The sequence below is a fragment of the Bariatricus sp. TF06-38A genome (assembly GCF_027690675.1).
In the GTDB taxonomy this organism is placed as follows: domain Bacteria; phylum Bacillota; class Clostridia; order Lachnospirales; family Lachnospiraceae; genus Allocoprococcus; species Allocoprococcus comes.
The window spans coordinates 1-17,020 of the sequence record NZ_JAQFCE010000006.1 but is presented as its reverse complement, the minus strand read 5'-3'; the positions used below and the strand labels follow the sequence as shown (position 1 = coordinate 17,020).

The window sequence follows — 17,020 nt, the reverse complement described above, 5'->3', positions numbered from 1 at the left end:
TTCTTATAATTGGAAAATTACGGGGGTTTTCCGAACAAAATGTTAAAAAAGGAAGGAAAGAAAAATGGAACAGAAAATGTTGACTGTACCTGGACTTGCAGTCAGAAATCTGCGGCATCGAAGAGTCAGGACGATGTTTCTGGCAGCACTGGTGCTGATTTTATCGGCAGCGCTGTTTACCAGTAGAGTATTGACAGAAAGTATGAAAACTTGTATTGATAAGACAGTAGATCGGATTGGGGCGGATGTGATCGTAGCACCGGGAGAATATGAATCAGATTTAAGCGATTCTCTGTTTTCGGGAGGGTTGTGCAGCTTCTATTTTGAAAAGTCTTTGATGGATCAGGTGAAAAAGACGGATGGAATTGACAAAATTTCTCCGCAGCTCTACATTGCATCACTGGATGCGGCATGCTGTTCAGTTCCGGTACAGATTGTTGCTTTTGAACCGGAAAGTGATTTTATTGTACAGCCGTGGATGTCTGGAAGCAATGTGAGTGAATTGAAAAAGGGTCAGACTGTTGTTGGAAGCAAGATTACGGCAAAAGCGGGAGATAAAATTTCTTTCTTTGGACAGGAATACGAGGTTGCAGGAAAACTCGAAGAAACAGGAACCAGTTATGATAACTGCGCATTCATGAATTTTGAGACGGCATATACATTATTTGACAGTTTTCAGATCAAGTATGTGACGGATCTTACAGAACCGCAGAAATATGTTTCCCTTCTGACGATCCGGACGAAAGACGGAGCAGATCCGAAAGAAGTGGCGAACACGATCAACACAAAGATGAGAGATTCCGGACTGAAAGCTTATACGGCAAAAGCAATGTCCGGAAAAGTTTCAGATACACTGGAACAGATGCAGTCTTACAGCGCGCTTCTGATCGGACTGTTGTTTTTAATGGCAGTCCTGGCACTGATCTGCATTTTTAACATTACTGTGAATGAACGTTTGAAGGAGTTTGGGGTACTACTTTCTATTGGTGCACGAAAAAGCCAGATTTTCCAGATGCTTCTTCTGGAAGCAGGAATGATCGGTGTGCTTGGAGGATTTCTTGGAGTGGTGTTCTCCGGAGGCGGAATCCTGTTATTTAAAGACGTGATCATGGAAAGTATGAATATGCCATATCTGAATGTAAATGTTTCCCAATATGTGATTCTTGCATTGCAGAGCCTGGGGCTTGCGGTTGGTGTCAGCCTTCTTGCCACCTTATATGCGGCAGTCAGAGCGAATCGTATGGAACTATATAAACTGATCCAGGAGGTGGAATCATGATTGTAAAGACAGAAAATCTGAGTCGGGAATTTGTACGTGGAAAGAATCAGTTTTACGCAGTAGACCACGTGAATCTGGAAGTGGAAGAAAAAGAACTGGTTGCGATCATGGGACAGTCAGGAAGTGGAAAATCCACCCTCTTCCATATGCTGACCGGGATCCTGAAACCGACAGAAGGAAAGATCACAGTACTGGATCATGAGATTGAAAAAATGAATGACAGACAGTTATCGGTTCTGCGGGGAGGCGACCTTGGGTATATCATGCAGGGACAAAATCTTCTTCAGAATCTGACGGTCATGGAAAATATCCTGCTGCCACTTTCGCTGGGGAAAAACCGGAAACCGGATAAAGAAAGGATCACGTATCTGACGGAGCTTCTTGGAATCCAGAATATGCTTTCCGAATATCCGGCAAATCTGTCCGGCGGAGAGCAAAGGCGTGTGTCGATCGCAAGGACATTTACGCAGAACCCGAAACTGGTAGTCGCAGATGAACCGACAAGCAGTCTGGATATGGAAAATTCAGAGATCATTATGAAATATTTTCAAAAAATGGCAAAAGAAGGAACGACAATCCTGGTCAGTACCCACGACAGAGAATTTGCAAATTATGCGGACCGGTGTCTGTGGATGAAAAAAGGGAGATTAGAAAAAAGAGAATTGGAGTAAAGAGATGCAGACCGAATTTATAAAGCTTGCAGTGATTTTTATTGTCATTATGGTGATGGTCCTGGCAAAATTAAAGCTGCGTGATGCGATGATCGCTGCCATTTTGCTGACAGTGATCCTGTTTGGAATTCCGATTGGGGATGCAGCAAAATTGATGATACAGTCGGTTTATGAAAAGGATACGCTGCTGGTGGTAGGAAGCTTTATTCTTGTAACCTTTTTGCAGCGGATCATGGAGAACCGGAAACTTCTGGAAAGAGCGGAGATGGCACTGCAGAGGCTTAGCGGAGACAGGCGTATGGTGTGTGTAATTGCGCCGGTGATCATTGGATTCCTTCCGTCTGCAGGAGCTGTCAATATCTGTGGGGCGATCGTAGATAAGGCGACAGGAAAAGATCTGGATGTGGAAGAAAAGACGTTTGTGACCAGTTACTACCGCCATATTTCAGAAAGCTTTTCGCCGACTTATAATGCAATTCTGCTGGCACTTTCCATTACAGCGGTATCAACCGGGCAATTTGTACTTTTTATGGCGCCGATGGTTGTGGTGCTTCTGGTACTGGGATATGTATTTTATTTGCGGAAGCTGTCGAAAGGATATGAAGCAGGTGAGGATGAAACGATTGACAAAAAAGAAGAATTCAAACAGCTTCTGTACTGTTTCTGGCCACTGGTGCTTTGTATTGTGCTTGTGATCGCACTGAATCTTTCTGTGATCAAGGTACTGCCGTTTATTATTGTGCTTTCGATTATTGTATATCGGTTAAGTCTGAAGGAAGTGCTGGATTTTGCAAAGACATCGGTAGAGTGGAGAATCATCTTCAATACGATCATTCTGATGATGTTCAAGAACATTCTTACCTATACAGGGGCAATCGGAAAACTTCCGGATTTGTTTGCAGGATCTGCAATTCCACAGTTTGCGGCATTTGGAATCATTATGTTTCTTGGAACGATTATCAGTGGAGCAAATTCTATGATTGTGCTATTGATTCCGCTGGCATTTGCAAGCATACCGCATGCAGGAGCCGGACTTCTGGTGTACCTGATGGCACTTTCTTATGCGGCAATGCAGATTTCACCGACACATATCTGTCTTGCAATCATTACGGAATATTTCCGGGTATCCTGGGGGCAGCTGATGAAGAAGACGATCCCGGTTATTGTGGTGTTTGTAGTGATCTTGACAGGATATTATGTATTGCTGAGTGGATTTGGAATATAGAAAATATGCTATATTTTTGGGAATTATTTTGATCGTAGCAGGAACCATTGCCTGTGGTGGAAAGGATACGGCGTCTGAAAAAGATCGTATAAAGGAGATAGAAGTATATGATGATGACAATGAACCGGTAACGATACAGGAGAATGAAATTGTAAATACAGAATTTTATGAATTATCAGGCGATAAATTCCGTTCATACATAAAGAAAGAGAAGTTTACGAAAGAGAACTGGAAGGAATTTTTCAGCATTAGAGAAGAACATTTAGAATATAATGAATATCAGTCAGAAGGAGATCTGTATCATCTTGGAATCTATAAGGTACACCAGAAAAAGGATTTCTGCATGGTATTTGATATTGTAAATGATGATATGGAGTCCAGAGATAATGTATTTGAAAAAGGAACAGGTACATTGGGTTGGGGGCAGAATAAATCGGACGGAACAAAATTTCAGCTTACAATTGATGATGTTTCGTGTACAAAGGCAGAAGGAACGATTATTTATGTAGATATTTCGGAGGAACTATGGCAGCCTTGTTCGGACGGAACGGACAGAAAGGGATTTCGGGTAAAGGACGGAGAAAAGTTGTATGAATTTTATGATGATGGAACGCCGGTAAAACTGGATATGTTCAGGTAGCAAAAGAGAGAAGCGTATAATTGCAAGAAGCCCGTCGGCAGATTTGAAAATCGTGCTGACGGGCTCCTTTTATTGGGGGCTTCGAACGTAAATTAGAATCCAACGTATTCTGGTAAAAAATATTGAAAATTACATAATCTTCGTCTCTTCCAGCTTCTCAGAGAACGCTTCATTCACCTTAATGATCGGCTTCCTAAGCACCAGTCCCACGATCAGGGACACCATAAGGAAGATACAAAGCTTTCCAAGATCGATCCAGTAATCCATAGCATACAGTCCACCGACAGCTTCACGCAGGGCTGCCATACTGTGGGTAAACGGCAGTAGCGGATATACCGCTTTGAAGAATCCCGGGGCAACCTCGATCGGGAAAGTTCCGCCGGTTCCGGCTACCTGCATAACCAGAAGTACGACACTGACCGCTTTTCCGATATCTCCGAAGGAGACAGTCAGCGTGTAAATGATGTTGACATATACGATGCTGGATACCCATCCGGCAAGGAGGAAGAGGAACGGGTGCTTGCACTGGATGCTAAGGTAGAACAGATCACCGAGGCAGATCAGGGTGCTCTGCAAAAGCCCCAGGATCAGGAAGATAAGGTATCTTCCAAGATAAATCTGATGGAGCTTCAGATGTTTAAGGCCGGTGGTGCCGTTTTCGGATACAGTGACCTTGAGCATGGCAACCAGGACAATTCCGCCGATCCAGATGGAAAGTGTAGAGTAGAATGGGGCCATGGAAGAACCGTAATTTTCAATCGGGTACACTTTGTTGGTCTTAAGCTCTACCGGTGCGGCGAGGAAAGAACTGATACTGTCCTTATCGCCGGAAATCAGATCTTCCAGTTCGGAGAAATCGCCGGTTGCTTCCATTTGACCAAGTCTGGAGATGGTATCTGTGATCTTTGAGGCAGCCGTTTTCAAAAGCTCAGAAGAGGTTTCCAGAGCCTTCTGAATCTGCGACAGATCAGAGCCAGCTGAAGAAGCAAGGGTATAGATTCCATCTGCACTTACACCGAGCTGGGAGAGCAGTCCGGACAGATCATTTTTGGTGGAACCAAGAGAGACGGACAGCTGTTTTAAAGAAGCAGATACATTGGTTTCATAGTCGGATTTGACAGCTGCAATTCCGGAAATACTGGAGCTGATCAGATCATCCAGCTCTTTTTTAGAGGTTGTTACATTGCCTGCTGTATCCCGCAGAGAGGAAGCGGCGTTCGTGAGTTTATCACGAAGTTCTTCCTGAACAGCAATGGAATCGTCTAATTTAGCAAGAATCGGTGCGGTAAGATCAGACAGCTCCGGGTGTGCATCTGCAATCTGTGCAATGCTGTCACGGATTCCCTGGTAAGACTGTACGATCGCATTGACGCGGTTTCCAAGAAGATCAAGGGTGCTGGCAACAGAAGAAGCATCCTGTGACTGCGACTGGAATGCCTGATCGATCGTCTGTGACATCTGTTCGTAAAAGCTTTTGGTAGAGGTCAGTGCAGCATTGATTCCGTCTGTAGCTCCGTCCAGAGTTTCCTGAATCCCGGAGAAGGACTGCTGTGTACCGGAAAGCGTATCTGCATTTGCAGAAGCCTGTTCTTTCGTTGCTTTTAAGAATTCGGCAGTTGTGTCCAGAAGCTGCTGCGCAGAATCGGTCATCTGTGAGAAGGAATGCAGGGTAGTCGAAGAGGCAGACAGATCAGAACCGATTTTATTCAGATTTGTGATTAGTGTGCCTGCAAGCTCATCCGAATCCCTGGAGTCTGCGGTATTTGCAACAGTCTGGAGCGCGGTCAGCACCGTATCGGAAATGGTTTCGATAAATACTTCGTTGACCTGTGTTTGGACTGCGGTTGCTCCTTTGTCTGTTACCTTCGGCGCAATGGCATTTTCTTTTGCATTGGAGTAATAGGTAATCTCCGGTTTTTTAATATCACTGGAAAATACACTCATCAGGTTCGTACTGAAATCTTCCGGGATTACGATTGCTGCGTAATATTCTCCGGATTTTACACCCTTCATTGCTTTGCTTTTGGTCGTAAATACCCAGTTGAGCTGTGTATTCTCCCGAAGAGCAGACAATACCTGATCGCCAAGATTCAGCTGGAGCGGGATCAGGTTTCCGGTATAGCCTTCATCTACGCTTGCTACGGCAACCTTCAGATTCCCCGTATTCCCATAGGGATCCCAGCTTGCCGCAATGTTGAACCATGCATAAAGGCAGGGAACCACTGTGACGCCGAGAACGACGATCAGCGCAATGACATTTGTTCTTATTTTCCGGATATCTCTTGTGAAGATGGTCCACATATTTCTCATTCGTCTTTTCCCTCCTTTACTTTTTTAAGAAATTCTTCTTCAGACAGATGGATATAGGAAAGCTGTCTGGAGGTCTTGTCGTGAATATATTCTACACAGATCAGATAGACGGCGAGTACGATCAGGGAAATGATCCACAGTGTCAGGTATACGATCTTGGATTCCAGGCCGAACATCAGAAGAAGAAAGATCAGCGGAATTACAAGAATCAGGATAAAACCGGTACGGATCAGCTTTGGATACCGTTTTTCGAACCGGTTGGCACGTTGGATAAAATCAGCCCGTCCGTCTTCGTCCTGCATCATGGTTTTCATCATCAGTGTAAGCTGTGGGCGGGAGAGCTCACCGGTTGCAGTCTCTCCCAGCATCAGGTCTGTCTCGGCAAGACGTTTGTCGAACAGATGGTTCAGATTCATCAGAAGTGGTCTCAGTACCAGTCCGATGAAGAATGCAAGGAGAAGGAAAAGCAGCAGGGTCAGCAGATCCTTTGCGTAGTTATTTTTGTAAAATCCGGCAATACACTCACGCATAGCGCCAATTCCGTAAGAGAACGGCAGAAGCGGATGCAGTCTCTGGAAAAAGACCGGTGTCATCTCGATCGGATAGGTTCCGGAAGAACCAGGGATCTGCAGGATGACCAGGACAACGGCAAGCGCTTTTCCAATGTGCTTGAAGGTCAGCGCCATTGCATAGATCAGATTGACATACACAAAGGAGCAGAGCATACCAGCGCACACAAATGCAACCGGGTGGACACACTGTACTTTCAGAAGCAGCAGATCTCCTATGCACACAATAAATCCCTGGATCAGTCCGACCACGACAAAGAGCATCCAACGTCCAAAATAAGCAGTTGTCGGAGTAAAACGGGAAATGGTTTCGTCTTTGTATACTTCCTGTTTCAGGATGGATACCAGGATCAGTCCGCCAACCCAGAGTGCCAGATTAGTGTAGAACGGAGTCATTCCGGAACCGTAATTTTCCACATCATAAAGTACCTTTGAATTGATCGAAACCGGTGAGGACATAAAATCAGAAATGGAATCTGAGTCGATGCCTTCCAGTGAGATCAGATGCTGGTAGGTTTCGGAGCTCTGCAGAGCTTTTAGGTCAGCGGCAATATTTTCCAGAGCAGTATCTACGCTTTCAAGAGTTCCTCCGGTCTGACCAAGTGCGTCTGCACTTTCGTTTAAACTGCTCTTTAACTGGGTAAGGATCACCTTTAACTGTGTGATCGTCGGATTTACCCCGGTTAAAGTAGAAGAAAGGCTTCCGCTTAATGTGGCAAGCCCGTCAAGTGACTGGTTCAGCTGTGGCAGAAGCGACTGGTTCAGACTGCTTCTGTAATTCTGCAGAGACTGTCGGTTCTGGGCAGTGAGTGTCTCAAGAGAACTTCTGGTATTACTTGCTGTAGTCAGTGCATTTCCTATGCTGGAATTGCTGTTCCCAAGAGAATCAATGAGTTCCTGAAGAGAAGCATTCTGTGCCTGGAGTTCTGCAATTTTTTCGCTGACGATACCGGACAGAGAAGAATCACTTCCGATCTGCTGCTGAAGGGCGGCAAGCTTTTCCAGAATTTCTGCATTTTTCTTATTTAAAGAGCTGGCAGAAGAAATACTGTCTCCGATCGCAGTGTTGACCTGTGTGGCTTTTGTCTCAAAAGTTCCGAGCTTTAAGGCTGCGGAGGTGTAGACATTGTTTAAAAGCGTCTCGCCATCTGACAGGCTGGTAGAAAATTCTGTGGAAAAGGTTCCGATTGCTGTCCGGCTGGTGGCAAGCAGATCTGATGAATCTGCAAGGGCAGCAGAACCGGAAGAGGCAACAGCATTTACAGAGTCCAGTGTTTTCAGAGTGTCATCGATCAAAGAACCGGAATCTTTTACCGTAGTCTGGAAATCCTTCAGGGCGTTCTGATAGTCAGCAAGATTCTTACGGGTATCGGTAAGCGCCTGCATCAGCGTAGAATTTGTTCCGTCAAGCTTGCCGGTCAGTGTACCGGCCGATTTCTGCACGATCTTCGCAATGGAGTCAGTGGCAACGGACGAAAAGGTGTTATTGATCTGCTGCTGGATCGTGCTTGCGCCGGTGGCGGTGATCTTCGGAGCAATCGCGTTTTTCTTTTCATTAATATAATAGTCGAGCTGCGGCTGTTTTAAATCCCCGGAAAGGATGCTGAGGAGAGACTCGCTGAAATCCTCCGGGATTACAATGGCAGCGTAGTATTTGCCGGAACGGACACCGCTTTTGGCTTTCTTTTCATCAACAAAGGTCCAGCCAAGCTGGTGATTTTTTTTCAGATTCTGTACGATGGTGCCTCCGGCATTTAGATTCATCGAACCGGTGTGTCCACCGGTGTCACAATTTGCAATTGCCACTTTTACATTTTTTGTATTGCCGTAGGGATCCATGTTGGCGGCAATGTTGAACCATGCATAGAGAGAAGGGAGAATGCAGACTCCCACCATGACGAGAGCAGCAGCAGGGCTACGTAAGAGTCTCTTTAAATCTCTCTGAAATATTTGAAGCACTTTCTTCATGTGAACCTCCTGTGTAATGTCGTTAATAGTGCCAGTATTGAGAATAGTATAGCAAAAAGTGTGGAAAAAATCCATGAGAAAAAATGACGTTTGGTCAGAAATGCAATCTGGATAAAGTTAAGCGTAAGATGATATTTGAAAAAACAGTGTTTTATGATATTCTATATTTATCTATAATACAAATAAAAAAGGGTGGAATAGAAAGTGTCAATAAAAGTAAAAGAGGTATTAGAGCTGGCACAGTCGAAAGGATGTACATTAGCAGCCGGAGAAGGTGGAATGGATAGGATTGTTCGCTTTGTGGATTGTATGGAAATACCAGATATGAAAGCTTGGATGCGCCCAAATGTTTTGTATATTACAACTGGATATGCATATAGTGACACAAAAGAAGAAATAATGAATCTGATAAGAAATTTGTATGAAGCAAAGGCAGCTGCGCTCGCGACAAAATATAGATATATTGGTTGTTTTTTGGATGATGCGATCAAACTGGCTAATGAATTACAGTTCCCAATCATTTTGTGGCCGGAAGATCTGCCTTTCATAGAAATGAATTATCTTGTGATGGAGGCATTGATAAAATCACAGAACAATTTGATGGATACCATTTATTCTCGAATTGAAAAATATAACCGTCGGGAAATGGATAAAAGATTGTTTATTGATCTTTTGACAGGAAATATCACATGTAATGAAGAAGGAAACTATCGGATCGAAGAACAAAAATGGCCATCACCTCCGTACCAGATCGTTTATATTGAAATTGATGGAATTAAACAAAAATTACATGAACTACAGGAAGAGATTGTTCATGAAAAAATTGAGAAAATCGAAAATATGATAAAAGAATCTTTTGGCGAGGAAAAAGTAATTGTTTTGTCGAATAATGATAATTTTCAATGCATATTAAAACGGACAAAAGAGAAAACTATAACGAAAGAGTATTTCGAGAAGATTCAGAAAAATATTTCGGAAAAGACAGGATATACTGCAGCGATAGGTGTTTCGAGAGTAGAAAATTCCTACCAACGTTTCGGAAAGGCTTATCAGGATGCAAGGGATGCAGTAGAAATTGCAGTGTGCCAGGAATTCAATTCAAAAGTACTTTGTATAGAAGATGCAGGCTTTTGGAGAATCATGAAAGAAATCAGTAAGCATGAGATGTGTCAGGAGTTTATGGAGGACAAGTTGAATGCATTTATTGAATATGATCAAAAAAATGAAAGTGAACTTTTAGAAACGCTGGAAGTTCTCGTGAATAATTTAGGGGCAAGAAATGTAACAGCAAATGCACTTCATTTGCATCGAAATACTTTGATATACAGAATTAAAAAAATTGAAAATCAGACAGGATATGATTTGTCAGATCCGAATAGTATTCTTGAGATAGCGCTTGCGCTTCGAATAAAGAAATTTTTGAAATAAAAGATGCCTTTTCAGGGCATCTTTTATTTCAAAACAGTATGTATCTATTACGAGAAAGGATTCAGTTTTTGGAAATGCTTCATTGAACCATATAAACTTTGTAATTTTTCGAATTCTTCTTCGTCGTATAATTTAAGAGAACGACGGCCAAAGGATTTGGCAACTTCTAACATAAAGCGTGCAGCTTCATCAAGATCAGTCATATGACTGGCTCCGGTTGCACAACCGGGAACAGTTGTTTCTGTTGTGATGGCAATCCCGACTACAGGTGCATTAGTAGCAGTTGCCGGTTGCAGAATACTGTTTAGATGATGAAGATCATTGCCATAAGGAGTGATATCCTGCTGTGTTAATGGAAATACTTTTGGAAGTTTTCCCGTAGTAATCTGCATTAAATCAAGAAGATCTTCGGAAGTACGAAGGATGTAGCCTTCTTTTACTGTAGGTGAGATTGCAAATCCATTGTGATTGATCACGCGATTTCCTTTAGTAGTATCTACAGAGAGAACTGCGTCAAGTTCCGGTGTGAGCTCTTCGGCATTTACCTGTGCCATTTCTACAGGTGATCCCATAAATGGAACCGGAACATGTGGCGCGGTCGGTGCATCCGGACAAATATGTGTAGAAATGAATACGTCACCTTCCAAAAAATCCCCTTTATTCTGCATATCTAATAATTTGGCAGCAAGAGCGATTGCAACGAGGGCACCATCACCGTCAGATACATACCCGATTCGCTCAGGACGAGCACCAAGTCCGCCTAATCTCCCAAGAAGTCCAATTGTCGGAGCATCGCCTCCGGAAGTCTTTCCGTGAAGACCCGGGATGCGAATTTTTAACATATCTGTAGAACCTTTTGGTCCAACTAAAGGATAAACCTGAATATCCGCATCTTGTTTTATGGATTTTAAATAAGATGCGACAGAGTTGCCGTTTACGTTCTTACTGTCTATAATGTCGAAAGCTTCTATTAATTGTTTGAATAACATCTTAAATCCTCTCTTTCTAACTAAAATAGTTTTTTAATTGACAAGCAAAGTTTAGCATTACTAAATAGGAAAGTCGATATTGTGCGTGCCTAAAAAGAAAGAAAATAGTTGGGCGAAATGCACATGCTATATTTTTGGAAGAATAATAAATGTGCAAAGTGCATAAAAAACAGGGACATTATGGTGCATGGAGAGCGTCGACACTTTAGGAAGTCAATGTTATACTGTAGTCAAATAAGAATTCGGAAGAAACGGAGGAATAAAATGTGAAAGAAAGAACAGGGACTGTAAATTGCATGATCGCAACTATTATTATTTGCATTATTGCGGAGCTGATTGGTCCACTTCAATTTAAGGTGATGGGGATTGACGTGAAGATATTGACGATGATTTGGGTTATCATCATGGGAATTCTTTTATCTCCAACATTATTAGGAAAAGTGATTCCCCCACTGAAGAAATTTATTAGTAAAGCAGAAATTAAACGGGCACCGTTTTTGTTGTCGCTTACATTATATCCGCTTGGAATTATGTTTGGTATCAATGCAGGTCCAAAGGTTGGAATTGTTTTACAGGCAGGTCCTGCTTTACTGTTTCAGGAAGCGGGAAATATGATGACGATGCTGATTGCATTACCACTTGGCTTACTCCTTGGATTAGGAAGAAGTGCTGTGGGTGGAACGTTCTCTCTTTGCAGAGATACGGCACTTGGTATTATCGGAGATGAATATGGTCTGGAATCCAGAGAAGGAATGGGAACACTTGGAACTTATATTAGCGGAAGTGTATTTGGTACTCTCTTCTATTCTTTCCTGGCACCGGTCGGGTTAGCAATCGGATTTCATCCTTATGCACTTGCGATGGCATCAGGTATGGGAAGTGCATCTATGATGAATGCGGCTACTGCAGCGTTGACAAATGCAGCGGCACCTATGTATGCAGAACAAATTCTTGCATATTCTGCAACCAGTGGACTTTTAACTGCAGTAACAGGTGTGTATGTGGAAATGTTTTTGGCATTGCCATTAGCGAACTGGTATTATAATCGTGTTAATCCAGGTATTGAAAAATTAAGGGCTAAATTATTTAAAAAAGCATCTGAGGAGGCATAAGATGGAAAATACAAAACAAACTCCACAAGAAAAATCGACATTAAGTAATATTTTAGAACAAATTAAAATAGTATTGGTGATTTATGGAATTGTCATAATTATACATATGGTTTCTATTGGAAGCAAACTCCCGGATTTAGCAAAGTCGACAGTGGTAAGCTTTGTAATGGTAGTGATTGCGATTACCTTGAAAAATGTTGTGAAAAAACCTAATCTTCCAGGATTTGCGTGGGCTACACTGGTATCCTTTGTTTTGACATTGCCGATATCTCCGATTTCAGATTTTATCGTAAATGCAATGAGTGCATATAGTTTTGGACTTGTAGGACTTCCGCTACTTGCTTTTGCTGGAATTGCTGTAGGAGACCAGCTTGAGGTTTTCAAAAAACTCAGCTGGAAAATCGTAATTGTATCCTTTGTGGTTATGGCATCTACTTATTTTGGATCAGCAGCAATTTCAAATATTATCTTATCTTTAAAAGGAATGATCTAAAACCATACAGATAAAATTAAGAGGTGAAGAATATGGATAATTTAGAATTAATGAAACAGGAAATCAGTAATCTTGCAAAAGAGAAAAAGGAAGAATTTGAAAAAGTAAGTGATTATATTTTTGCAAACCCTGAACTGGCATTTAAAGAATATAAATCACAGGAAGCACTTTGCAAACTGTTGGAAAGCCATGGCTTTGTTGTTAAACGAGGAATTGCAGAAATGCCGACGTCTTTTGAAGCAGTTTTTGATTCTGGAAAACCAGGGAAAACAGTAGCACTTATGGGAGAATATGATTGTCTTCCAGAAATCGGACATGGTTGTGGACATAATCTGATCGGAACATCAGCAGCCGGTGCAGGAATTGTATTAAAGGAAGTTATGGAAAAGCATGAGATAGGTGGCGTGTTAAAAGTATTAGGTACTCCGGCCGAAGAAAAGGGCAGTGGCAAAGCGATTATGGTTCGCCATGGAGTATTTGAAGGAATTGATGCTGCACTTCTGATGCATCCGTGTGATGAATCTATGCCAGATGATATTTCTTTTGCAGCAATTACATTGGAATTCACCTTCAAAGGAAAACCGGCCCATGCGGCAGCTTGTCCATGGAAGGGAGCAAATGCACTGAGTGGAGTTCAGTTAATGTTCCATGCGGTTGATATGATGCGTTTACATTTTAAAGATTACAGCAGAGTACACGGAATTATTACAGAAGGCGGAGTAGCTCATAATACTATAACAGATGAAGCGAAAGCAGTATTTAATATTCGTTCACTGGAATATGATTATATGATGGAAATGGTTGATGCTATTCGTGATTGTGCGAAAGGAGCGGCAATTGCAACCAGGACAGAAGTTGAAGAAAGACAAGTGGATGAAGTTGTCAAAGATGTGCGTAATGATAAGAAACTGGTTCAGTATGTTCGTAAGAACATGGACTTTATTGGTGAAGAGTATATAGAGCGTGACCTGACTCAGGGAATCGGTTCGACTGATGTTGGAAATGTAACCCATGAAATACCGGCAATTCAGTTTTATGTGAAATTGAAAGAGCATGTAGGGACACATACAAAAGAGTTTGCAGTAGCAGCAGGCGGAGAAGAAGGAAAAAGAAATCTGCATGCTTCTGTTCAGCTCTTGGCAATGAGTGCATTGGATGTATTAAGTGAGTAAATAGAAAGTGTATCATTTTTTAGAGAGTTCTAAAAAGTGATACACTTTTTTTGAAATATTGTCTTGACTGAATATTTCGCATTTGTTTAAAAATTCTTTAGAAATGCCCTTTCCATATCTTAACAATCTCCTGTTAAACTATGCTCATAAAAAGATAACGGGAGGAACTAATAAATGAGAGTATTGATTACAACAGACTGGTACGAACCGGTTATAAACGGTGTTGTTACTTCAGTTATGAATCTTTCCAGACAGCTAAGAGAAAGAGGACATGAAGTAAAAATTCTTACATTATCAAGAACATTTCATTCTTATATAGAAGGCGATGTGGTTTATGCAGGATCAATTGGACTTGGATGCATTTATCCGCAGGCAAGATTAAAAATTCCAAAGGCAGCAGGTGACTATATGGAAATGTTGCTTGAGTGGAAACCGGATATTGTGCATTCACAGTGTGAATTTTCCACATTTTTCTTAGCGAAAAGGATCGCATCTGAACTTCACGTTCCGATTGTACATACGTACCATACAGTTTACGAGGACTATACCCATTATTTTTCACCGCAGAAAGTATGGGGAAGAAATATTGTGCAGTTGATGACAAAGAAACTTGCAAATGCGGTAGAAACCATAATTGCACCCAGTGATAAGATCCGTAAGATATTGGAAGGATACCAGGTGTCTTGTCCGGTGGAAGTTATTCCATCTGGAATCCATCTGGAAAAATATCAGCTATGTAAAAAAGAAGACTGGCGTAAAAAAATCCGTATGCAGCTTGGTATATCACAGGATGCACTGGTGTTGGTATATGTAGGCAGAATGGCAAAGGAAAAAAACATTGAAGAGCTTCTGGAATATCAGCAAGATGCAGGAAAATCCGGGATGATTTTAGTCCTTGTAGGGGATGGACCATATCTTCCGGAGCTGAAAAAAAAGGTCGAAGAGCTAAAGCTTGCTAAAAATGTGATTTTTACGGGAATGATCATACCGGAAGAAGTGGGACACTATTATCAGGCAGGAGATCTCTTTGTCAGTGCTTCTACCAGCGAGACACAGGGAATGACTTATGCAGAAGCGCTTGCAGGTGGTATTCCGCTCCTTTGCAGAAGAGACGGATGTCTGGAACAAGTTGTGACAGATGGGGAAAACGGATGGCAGTATGATGAAAAAGAAGATTATCTTATGAGAATCCAAGAATGGAAGGGGATGGGTGAAAATGCAAGAGGCAGGATGCAAAACAAGGCTGCTATTTCAGCAGAAAAATTTTCTTCTGGAAATTTTGCCGAAAGAGTGGAAAAAATCTATGAACAGCAAATACGAAAATACCGATATGAAAATGCAGCCTAAGAAACAGAGAAATCTGACTGGATTTTTCAATCTGCTTTCGATAGCCGGACTGGCCGGATGTGCGCTTCTTGCAATCTTGGCATATAAGAACGGCATTTTAAATTCGGTAGATTCTTTGCAGACATTTATCTGGAAATTCGGTTATACTGGAATGCTCGTTTTTATTCTGATCCAGGTTGTGCAGGTTATTATTCCAATCCTACCGGGTGGAGTCAGTTGCCTGGGGGGTGTGATCTTTTTTGGGCCGTGGCTAGGATTTCTTTATAATTATATTGGTATCTGTATAGGATCAATTGCAGTGTTTGGAATTTCAAAGACAATAGGAAGGCCGGTTTTATACAAAATGTTTTCTGAAAAAATGATAGAAAAATATGATGGATGGACCCAGAAGGACGGTAAGTTTTTGAAATTATTTGCGCTGGCAATCTTTTTCCCGGTGGCACCGGATGATTTCTTGTGCTATCTTGCGGGAACTACAAAAATGACGTGGAAACAGTTTACAGCAGTTATTGTACTTGGAAAACCATTTTCTATTGCACTTTACAGTCTGGGGCTTACGACAGCATTTAAGATGTTATTTTCATTATAAAAGGAATAGGGTAAAGATTATGAAAACATATATATACAGAGGTGGGTTTCCGATTGTAGAAAAAAGTGGTGTCGGAAAAGCAATCGAGCATCAGGAGAAAATGCTGAATGCAGTACAGGCACCGCGCGCAGCCAGGTGGAAAGAAGCAACCGTGGTTCATATGAATACAGTTTTTCCGGATTCGGTGATTGCGGCCTTTATAGCAAAAATACAGAAGAAAAAAGTGATTTATTATGGGCATTCTACAATGGAGGATTTTAAAAATTCCTTTATTGGTTCTAATCTTGCAGCGCCGATTTTTAAAAAATGGATCTGCTTTTGTTATAATTTGGGGGATGTTATTGTGACGCCAACCGAGTATTCCAGAAAACTGTTGGAAGGGTATGGATTGAAACGAAAAATTTATTCGATTACTAATGGTGTGGATACAGAATTTTTCAAACCTGATCCAGAGGGGAGAATACGCTTCCGCGCAAAATATCAGCTAACGGAAGAGCAGAAGGTTGTGATATCTGTGGGACATTTGATTGAAAGAAAAGGAATTCTGGATTTTCTTGAACTGGCCAGAATGATGCCGAAAGTACAGTTTATCTGGTTTGGAGGCGGTAATGAAAGCCTGGTGACAGCAGAAATCAAAGAGGCGATATCAAAGAAACCGGATAATGTATTGTTTGCAGGATTCGTAAAGTCTGATGAACTGCGTGATGCATATTGTGGGGCAGACGTATTTTCGTTTATGAGTTATGAGGAAACGGAAGGAATCGTTGTTTTAGAAGCTCTTGCCTGTGAAATTCCGACAATAGTAAGAAACATTCCTGTGTATGAAGGATGGCTTGAAGATGAAAAACAGGTATATAAAGCAGAGACAATAAAAGAGTTTCAGGAAAAGATAACTGCGATTTTCAGTCGGGATGTTCGTTTGATGAAAAAGGAAGAACGGAAAATTGCTTGTAATAAAAGTCTTGGAAAAGTTGGAGAACGATTGCTGAGGCTATATTTTGAAATGGAATAAGGGACGTTCAGCCGCGCCATTCGCAAAAGCGTGCCTGCGGCACTTGTCGCTGCTGCGCAGCTATTTTGCTCATAGAGTGGCGCTCATCTCATCCGTATATGTATAATTGTATAATCAGCCGTCCTTTCATGCGAGCATGAAATCCGTCTGACTATACGGATGGCTGAACTGATGTCAGAATATTCTGAATTGCGCAAAATATAAAAACAACATTGA

The 17,020-nt window shown here is 41.8% G+C and carries 14 protein-coding genes; 11 read left to right on the top strand and 3 right to left on the bottom strand.

The features are described 5' to 3' along the window. The first annotated feature begins 64 nt into the window (after nucleotides 1–64). From PG418_RS06900 to PG418_RS06885, 4 genes are read left to right on the top strand one after another with little or no spacing between them, the layout of a single operon-like run. On the top strand, nucleotides 65–1,279 hold the full coding sequence (locus PG418_RS06900) for an ABC transporter permease (RefSeq protein ID WP_022220963.1): 1,215 nt from the start codon (nucleotides 65–67) through the stop codon (nucleotides 1,277–1,279). Beyond that, nucleotides 1,276–1,950: an ABC transporter ATP-binding protein gene (locus tag PG418_RS06895; RefSeq protein ID WP_055156400.1), complete on the top strand. Its 675-nt coding sequence runs from the start codon at nucleotides 1,276–1,278 to the stop codon at nucleotides 1,948–1,950. The genes PG418_RS06900 and PG418_RS06895 overlap by 4 nt, the downstream gene beginning before the upstream one ends. A 4-nt stretch (nucleotides 1,951–1,954) precedes the next feature. Beyond that, nucleotides 1,955–3,175 carry a DUF401 family protein gene (locus PG418_RS06890; RefSeq protein WP_055248977.1) on the top strand — a complete coding sequence of 407 codons (1,221 nt, stop codon included), beginning with the start codon at nucleotides 1,955–1,957 and terminating at the stop codon, nucleotides 3,173–3,175. A gap of 16 nt (nucleotides 3,176–3,191) precedes the next feature. Then, nucleotides 3,192–3,815, top strand: coding sequence for a hypothetical protein (locus PG418_RS06885; protein WP_156337668.1), 624 nt, complete (start codon nucleotides 3,192–3,194; stop codon nucleotides 3,813–3,815). A gap of 129 nt (nucleotides 3,816–3,944) precedes the next feature. Here PG418_RS06885 and PG418_RS06880 read toward each other — a convergent pair whose 3' ends face one another. Together PG418_RS06880 and PG418_RS06875 are read right to left on the bottom strand one after the other, a co-directional pair. Next, on the bottom strand, nucleotides 3,945–6,125 hold the full coding sequence (locus tag PG418_RS06880; protein WP_055248974.1) for a YhgE/Pip domain-containing protein: 2,181 nt from the start codon (nucleotides 6,123–6,125) through the stop codon (nucleotides 3,945–3,947). Continuing rightward, the gene (locus PG418_RS06875) at nucleotides 6,122–8,662 is read right to left on the bottom strand and encodes a YhgE/Pip family protein (protein ID WP_498837251.1); all 2,541 of its coding nucleotides are present in this window, start codon (nucleotides 8,660–8,662) and stop codon (nucleotides 6,122–6,124) included. Before PG418_RS06875 ends, PG418_RS06880 begins: the two co-directional genes overlap by 4 nt. Before the next feature lie 204 nt (nucleotides 8,663–8,866). Here PG418_RS06875 and PG418_RS06870 point away from each other — a divergent pair, with 204 nt between their 5' ends. Next, on the top strand, nucleotides 8,867–10,090 hold the full coding sequence (locus PG418_RS06870; RefSeq protein ID WP_055248969.1) for a PucR family transcriptional regulator: 1,224 nt from the start codon (nucleotides 8,867–8,869) through the stop codon (nucleotides 10,088–10,090). A 47-nt stretch (nucleotides 10,091–10,137) separates the two neighbouring features. Here PG418_RS06870 and PG418_RS06865 read toward each other — a convergent pair whose 3' ends face one another. Beyond that, nucleotides 10,138–11,079 (bottom strand): DUF1177 domain-containing protein, encoded by a 942-nt coding sequence (locus PG418_RS06865; RefSeq protein WP_055248967.1) that lies wholly within the window; start codon nucleotides 11,077–11,079, stop codon nucleotides 10,138–10,140. Nucleotides 11,080–11,345: 266 nt separating this feature from the next. Between PG418_RS06865 and PG418_RS06860 the strand changes: the two genes are divergently transcribed. The 6 genes from PG418_RS06860 (at nucleotide 11,346) to PG418_RS06835 (ending at nucleotide 16,804) form a co-directional block, all read left to right on the top strand. Next, a complete protein-coding gene (locus tag PG418_RS06860) occupies nucleotides 11,346–12,191 on the top strand; it encodes a DUF3100 domain-containing protein (RefSeq protein ID WP_055248966.1) in 846 nt (281 codons plus the stop codon). 1 nt (nucleotide 12,192) lies between these two features. Continuing rightward, nucleotides 12,193–12,684 carry a hypothetical protein gene (locus PG418_RS06855; protein WP_022220956.1) on the top strand — a complete coding sequence of 164 codons (492 nt, stop codon included), beginning with the start codon at nucleotides 12,193–12,195 and terminating at the stop codon, nucleotides 12,682–12,684. Nucleotides 12,685–12,716: 32 nt separating this feature from the next. Then, complete coding sequence (locus PG418_RS06850) at nucleotides 12,717–13,856, top strand: M20 family metallopeptidase (protein ID WP_022220955.1); 1,140 nt, start codon at nucleotides 12,717–12,719, stop codon at nucleotides 13,854–13,856. A gap of 174 nt (nucleotides 13,857–14,030) precedes the next feature. Further along, complete coding sequence (locus PG418_RS06845) at nucleotides 14,031–15,203, top strand: glycosyltransferase family 4 protein (protein ID WP_055248964.1); 1,173 nt, start codon at nucleotides 14,031–14,033, stop codon at nucleotides 15,201–15,203. Beyond that, nucleotides 15,187–15,792: a TVP38/TMEM64 family protein gene (locus PG418_RS06840; protein WP_008373028.1), complete on the top strand. Its 606-nt coding sequence runs from the start codon at nucleotides 15,187–15,189 to the stop codon at nucleotides 15,790–15,792. Before PG418_RS06845 ends, PG418_RS06840 begins: the two co-directional genes overlap by 17 nt. 19 nt (nucleotides 15,793–15,811) lie before the next feature. After that, nucleotides 15,812–16,804 (top strand): glycosyltransferase, encoded by a 993-nt coding sequence (locus tag PG418_RS06835; RefSeq protein ID WP_055248962.1) that lies wholly within the window; start codon nucleotides 15,812–15,814, stop codon nucleotides 16,802–16,804. Nucleotides 16,805–17,020: the final 216 nt, after the last annotated feature.

Bases quoted from the DNA above. Each gene is read 5' to 3' on its own strand.
- PG418_RS06900 (WP_022220963.1), top strand. From the start codon at position 65: ATGGAACAGAAAATGTTGACTGTACCTGGACTTGCAGTCAGAAATCTG.
- PG418_RS06895 (WP_055156400.1), top strand. From the start codon at position 1,276: ATGATTGTAAAGACAGAAAATCTGAGTCGGGAATTTGTACGTGGAAAG.
- PG418_RS06890 (WP_055248977.1), top strand. From the start codon at position 1,955: ATGCAGACCGAATTTATAAAGCTTGCAGTGATTTTTATTGTCATTATG.
- PG418_RS06880 (WP_055248974.1), bottom strand. From the start codon at position 6,125: ATGAGAAATATGTGGACCATCTTCACAAGAGATATCCGGAAAATAAGA.
- PG418_RS06875 (WP_498837251.1), bottom strand. From the start codon at position 8,662: ATGAAGAAAGTGCTTCAAATATTTCAGAGAGATTTAAAGAGACTCTTA.
- PG418_RS06865 (WP_055248967.1), bottom strand. From the start codon at position 11,079: ATGTTATTCAAACAATTAATAGAAGCTTTCGACATTATAGACAGTAAG.
- PG418_RS06855 (WP_022220956.1), top strand. From the start codon at position 12,193: ATGGAAAATACAAAACAAACTCCACAAGAAAAATCGACATTAAGTAAT.
- PG418_RS06850 (WP_022220955.1), top strand. From the start codon at position 12,717: ATGGATAATTTAGAATTAATGAAACAGGAAATCAGTAATCTTGCAAAA.
- PG418_RS06845 (WP_055248964.1), top strand. From the start codon at position 14,031: ATGAGAGTATTGATTACAACAGACTGGTACGAACCGGTTATAAACGGT.
- PG418_RS06840 (WP_008373028.1), top strand. From the start codon at position 15,187: ATGAAAATGCAGCCTAAGAAACAGAGAAATCTGACTGGATTTTTCAAT.
- PG418_RS06835 (WP_055248962.1), top strand. From the start codon at position 15,812: ATGAAAACATATATATACAGAGGTGGGTTTCCGATTGTAGAAAAAAGT.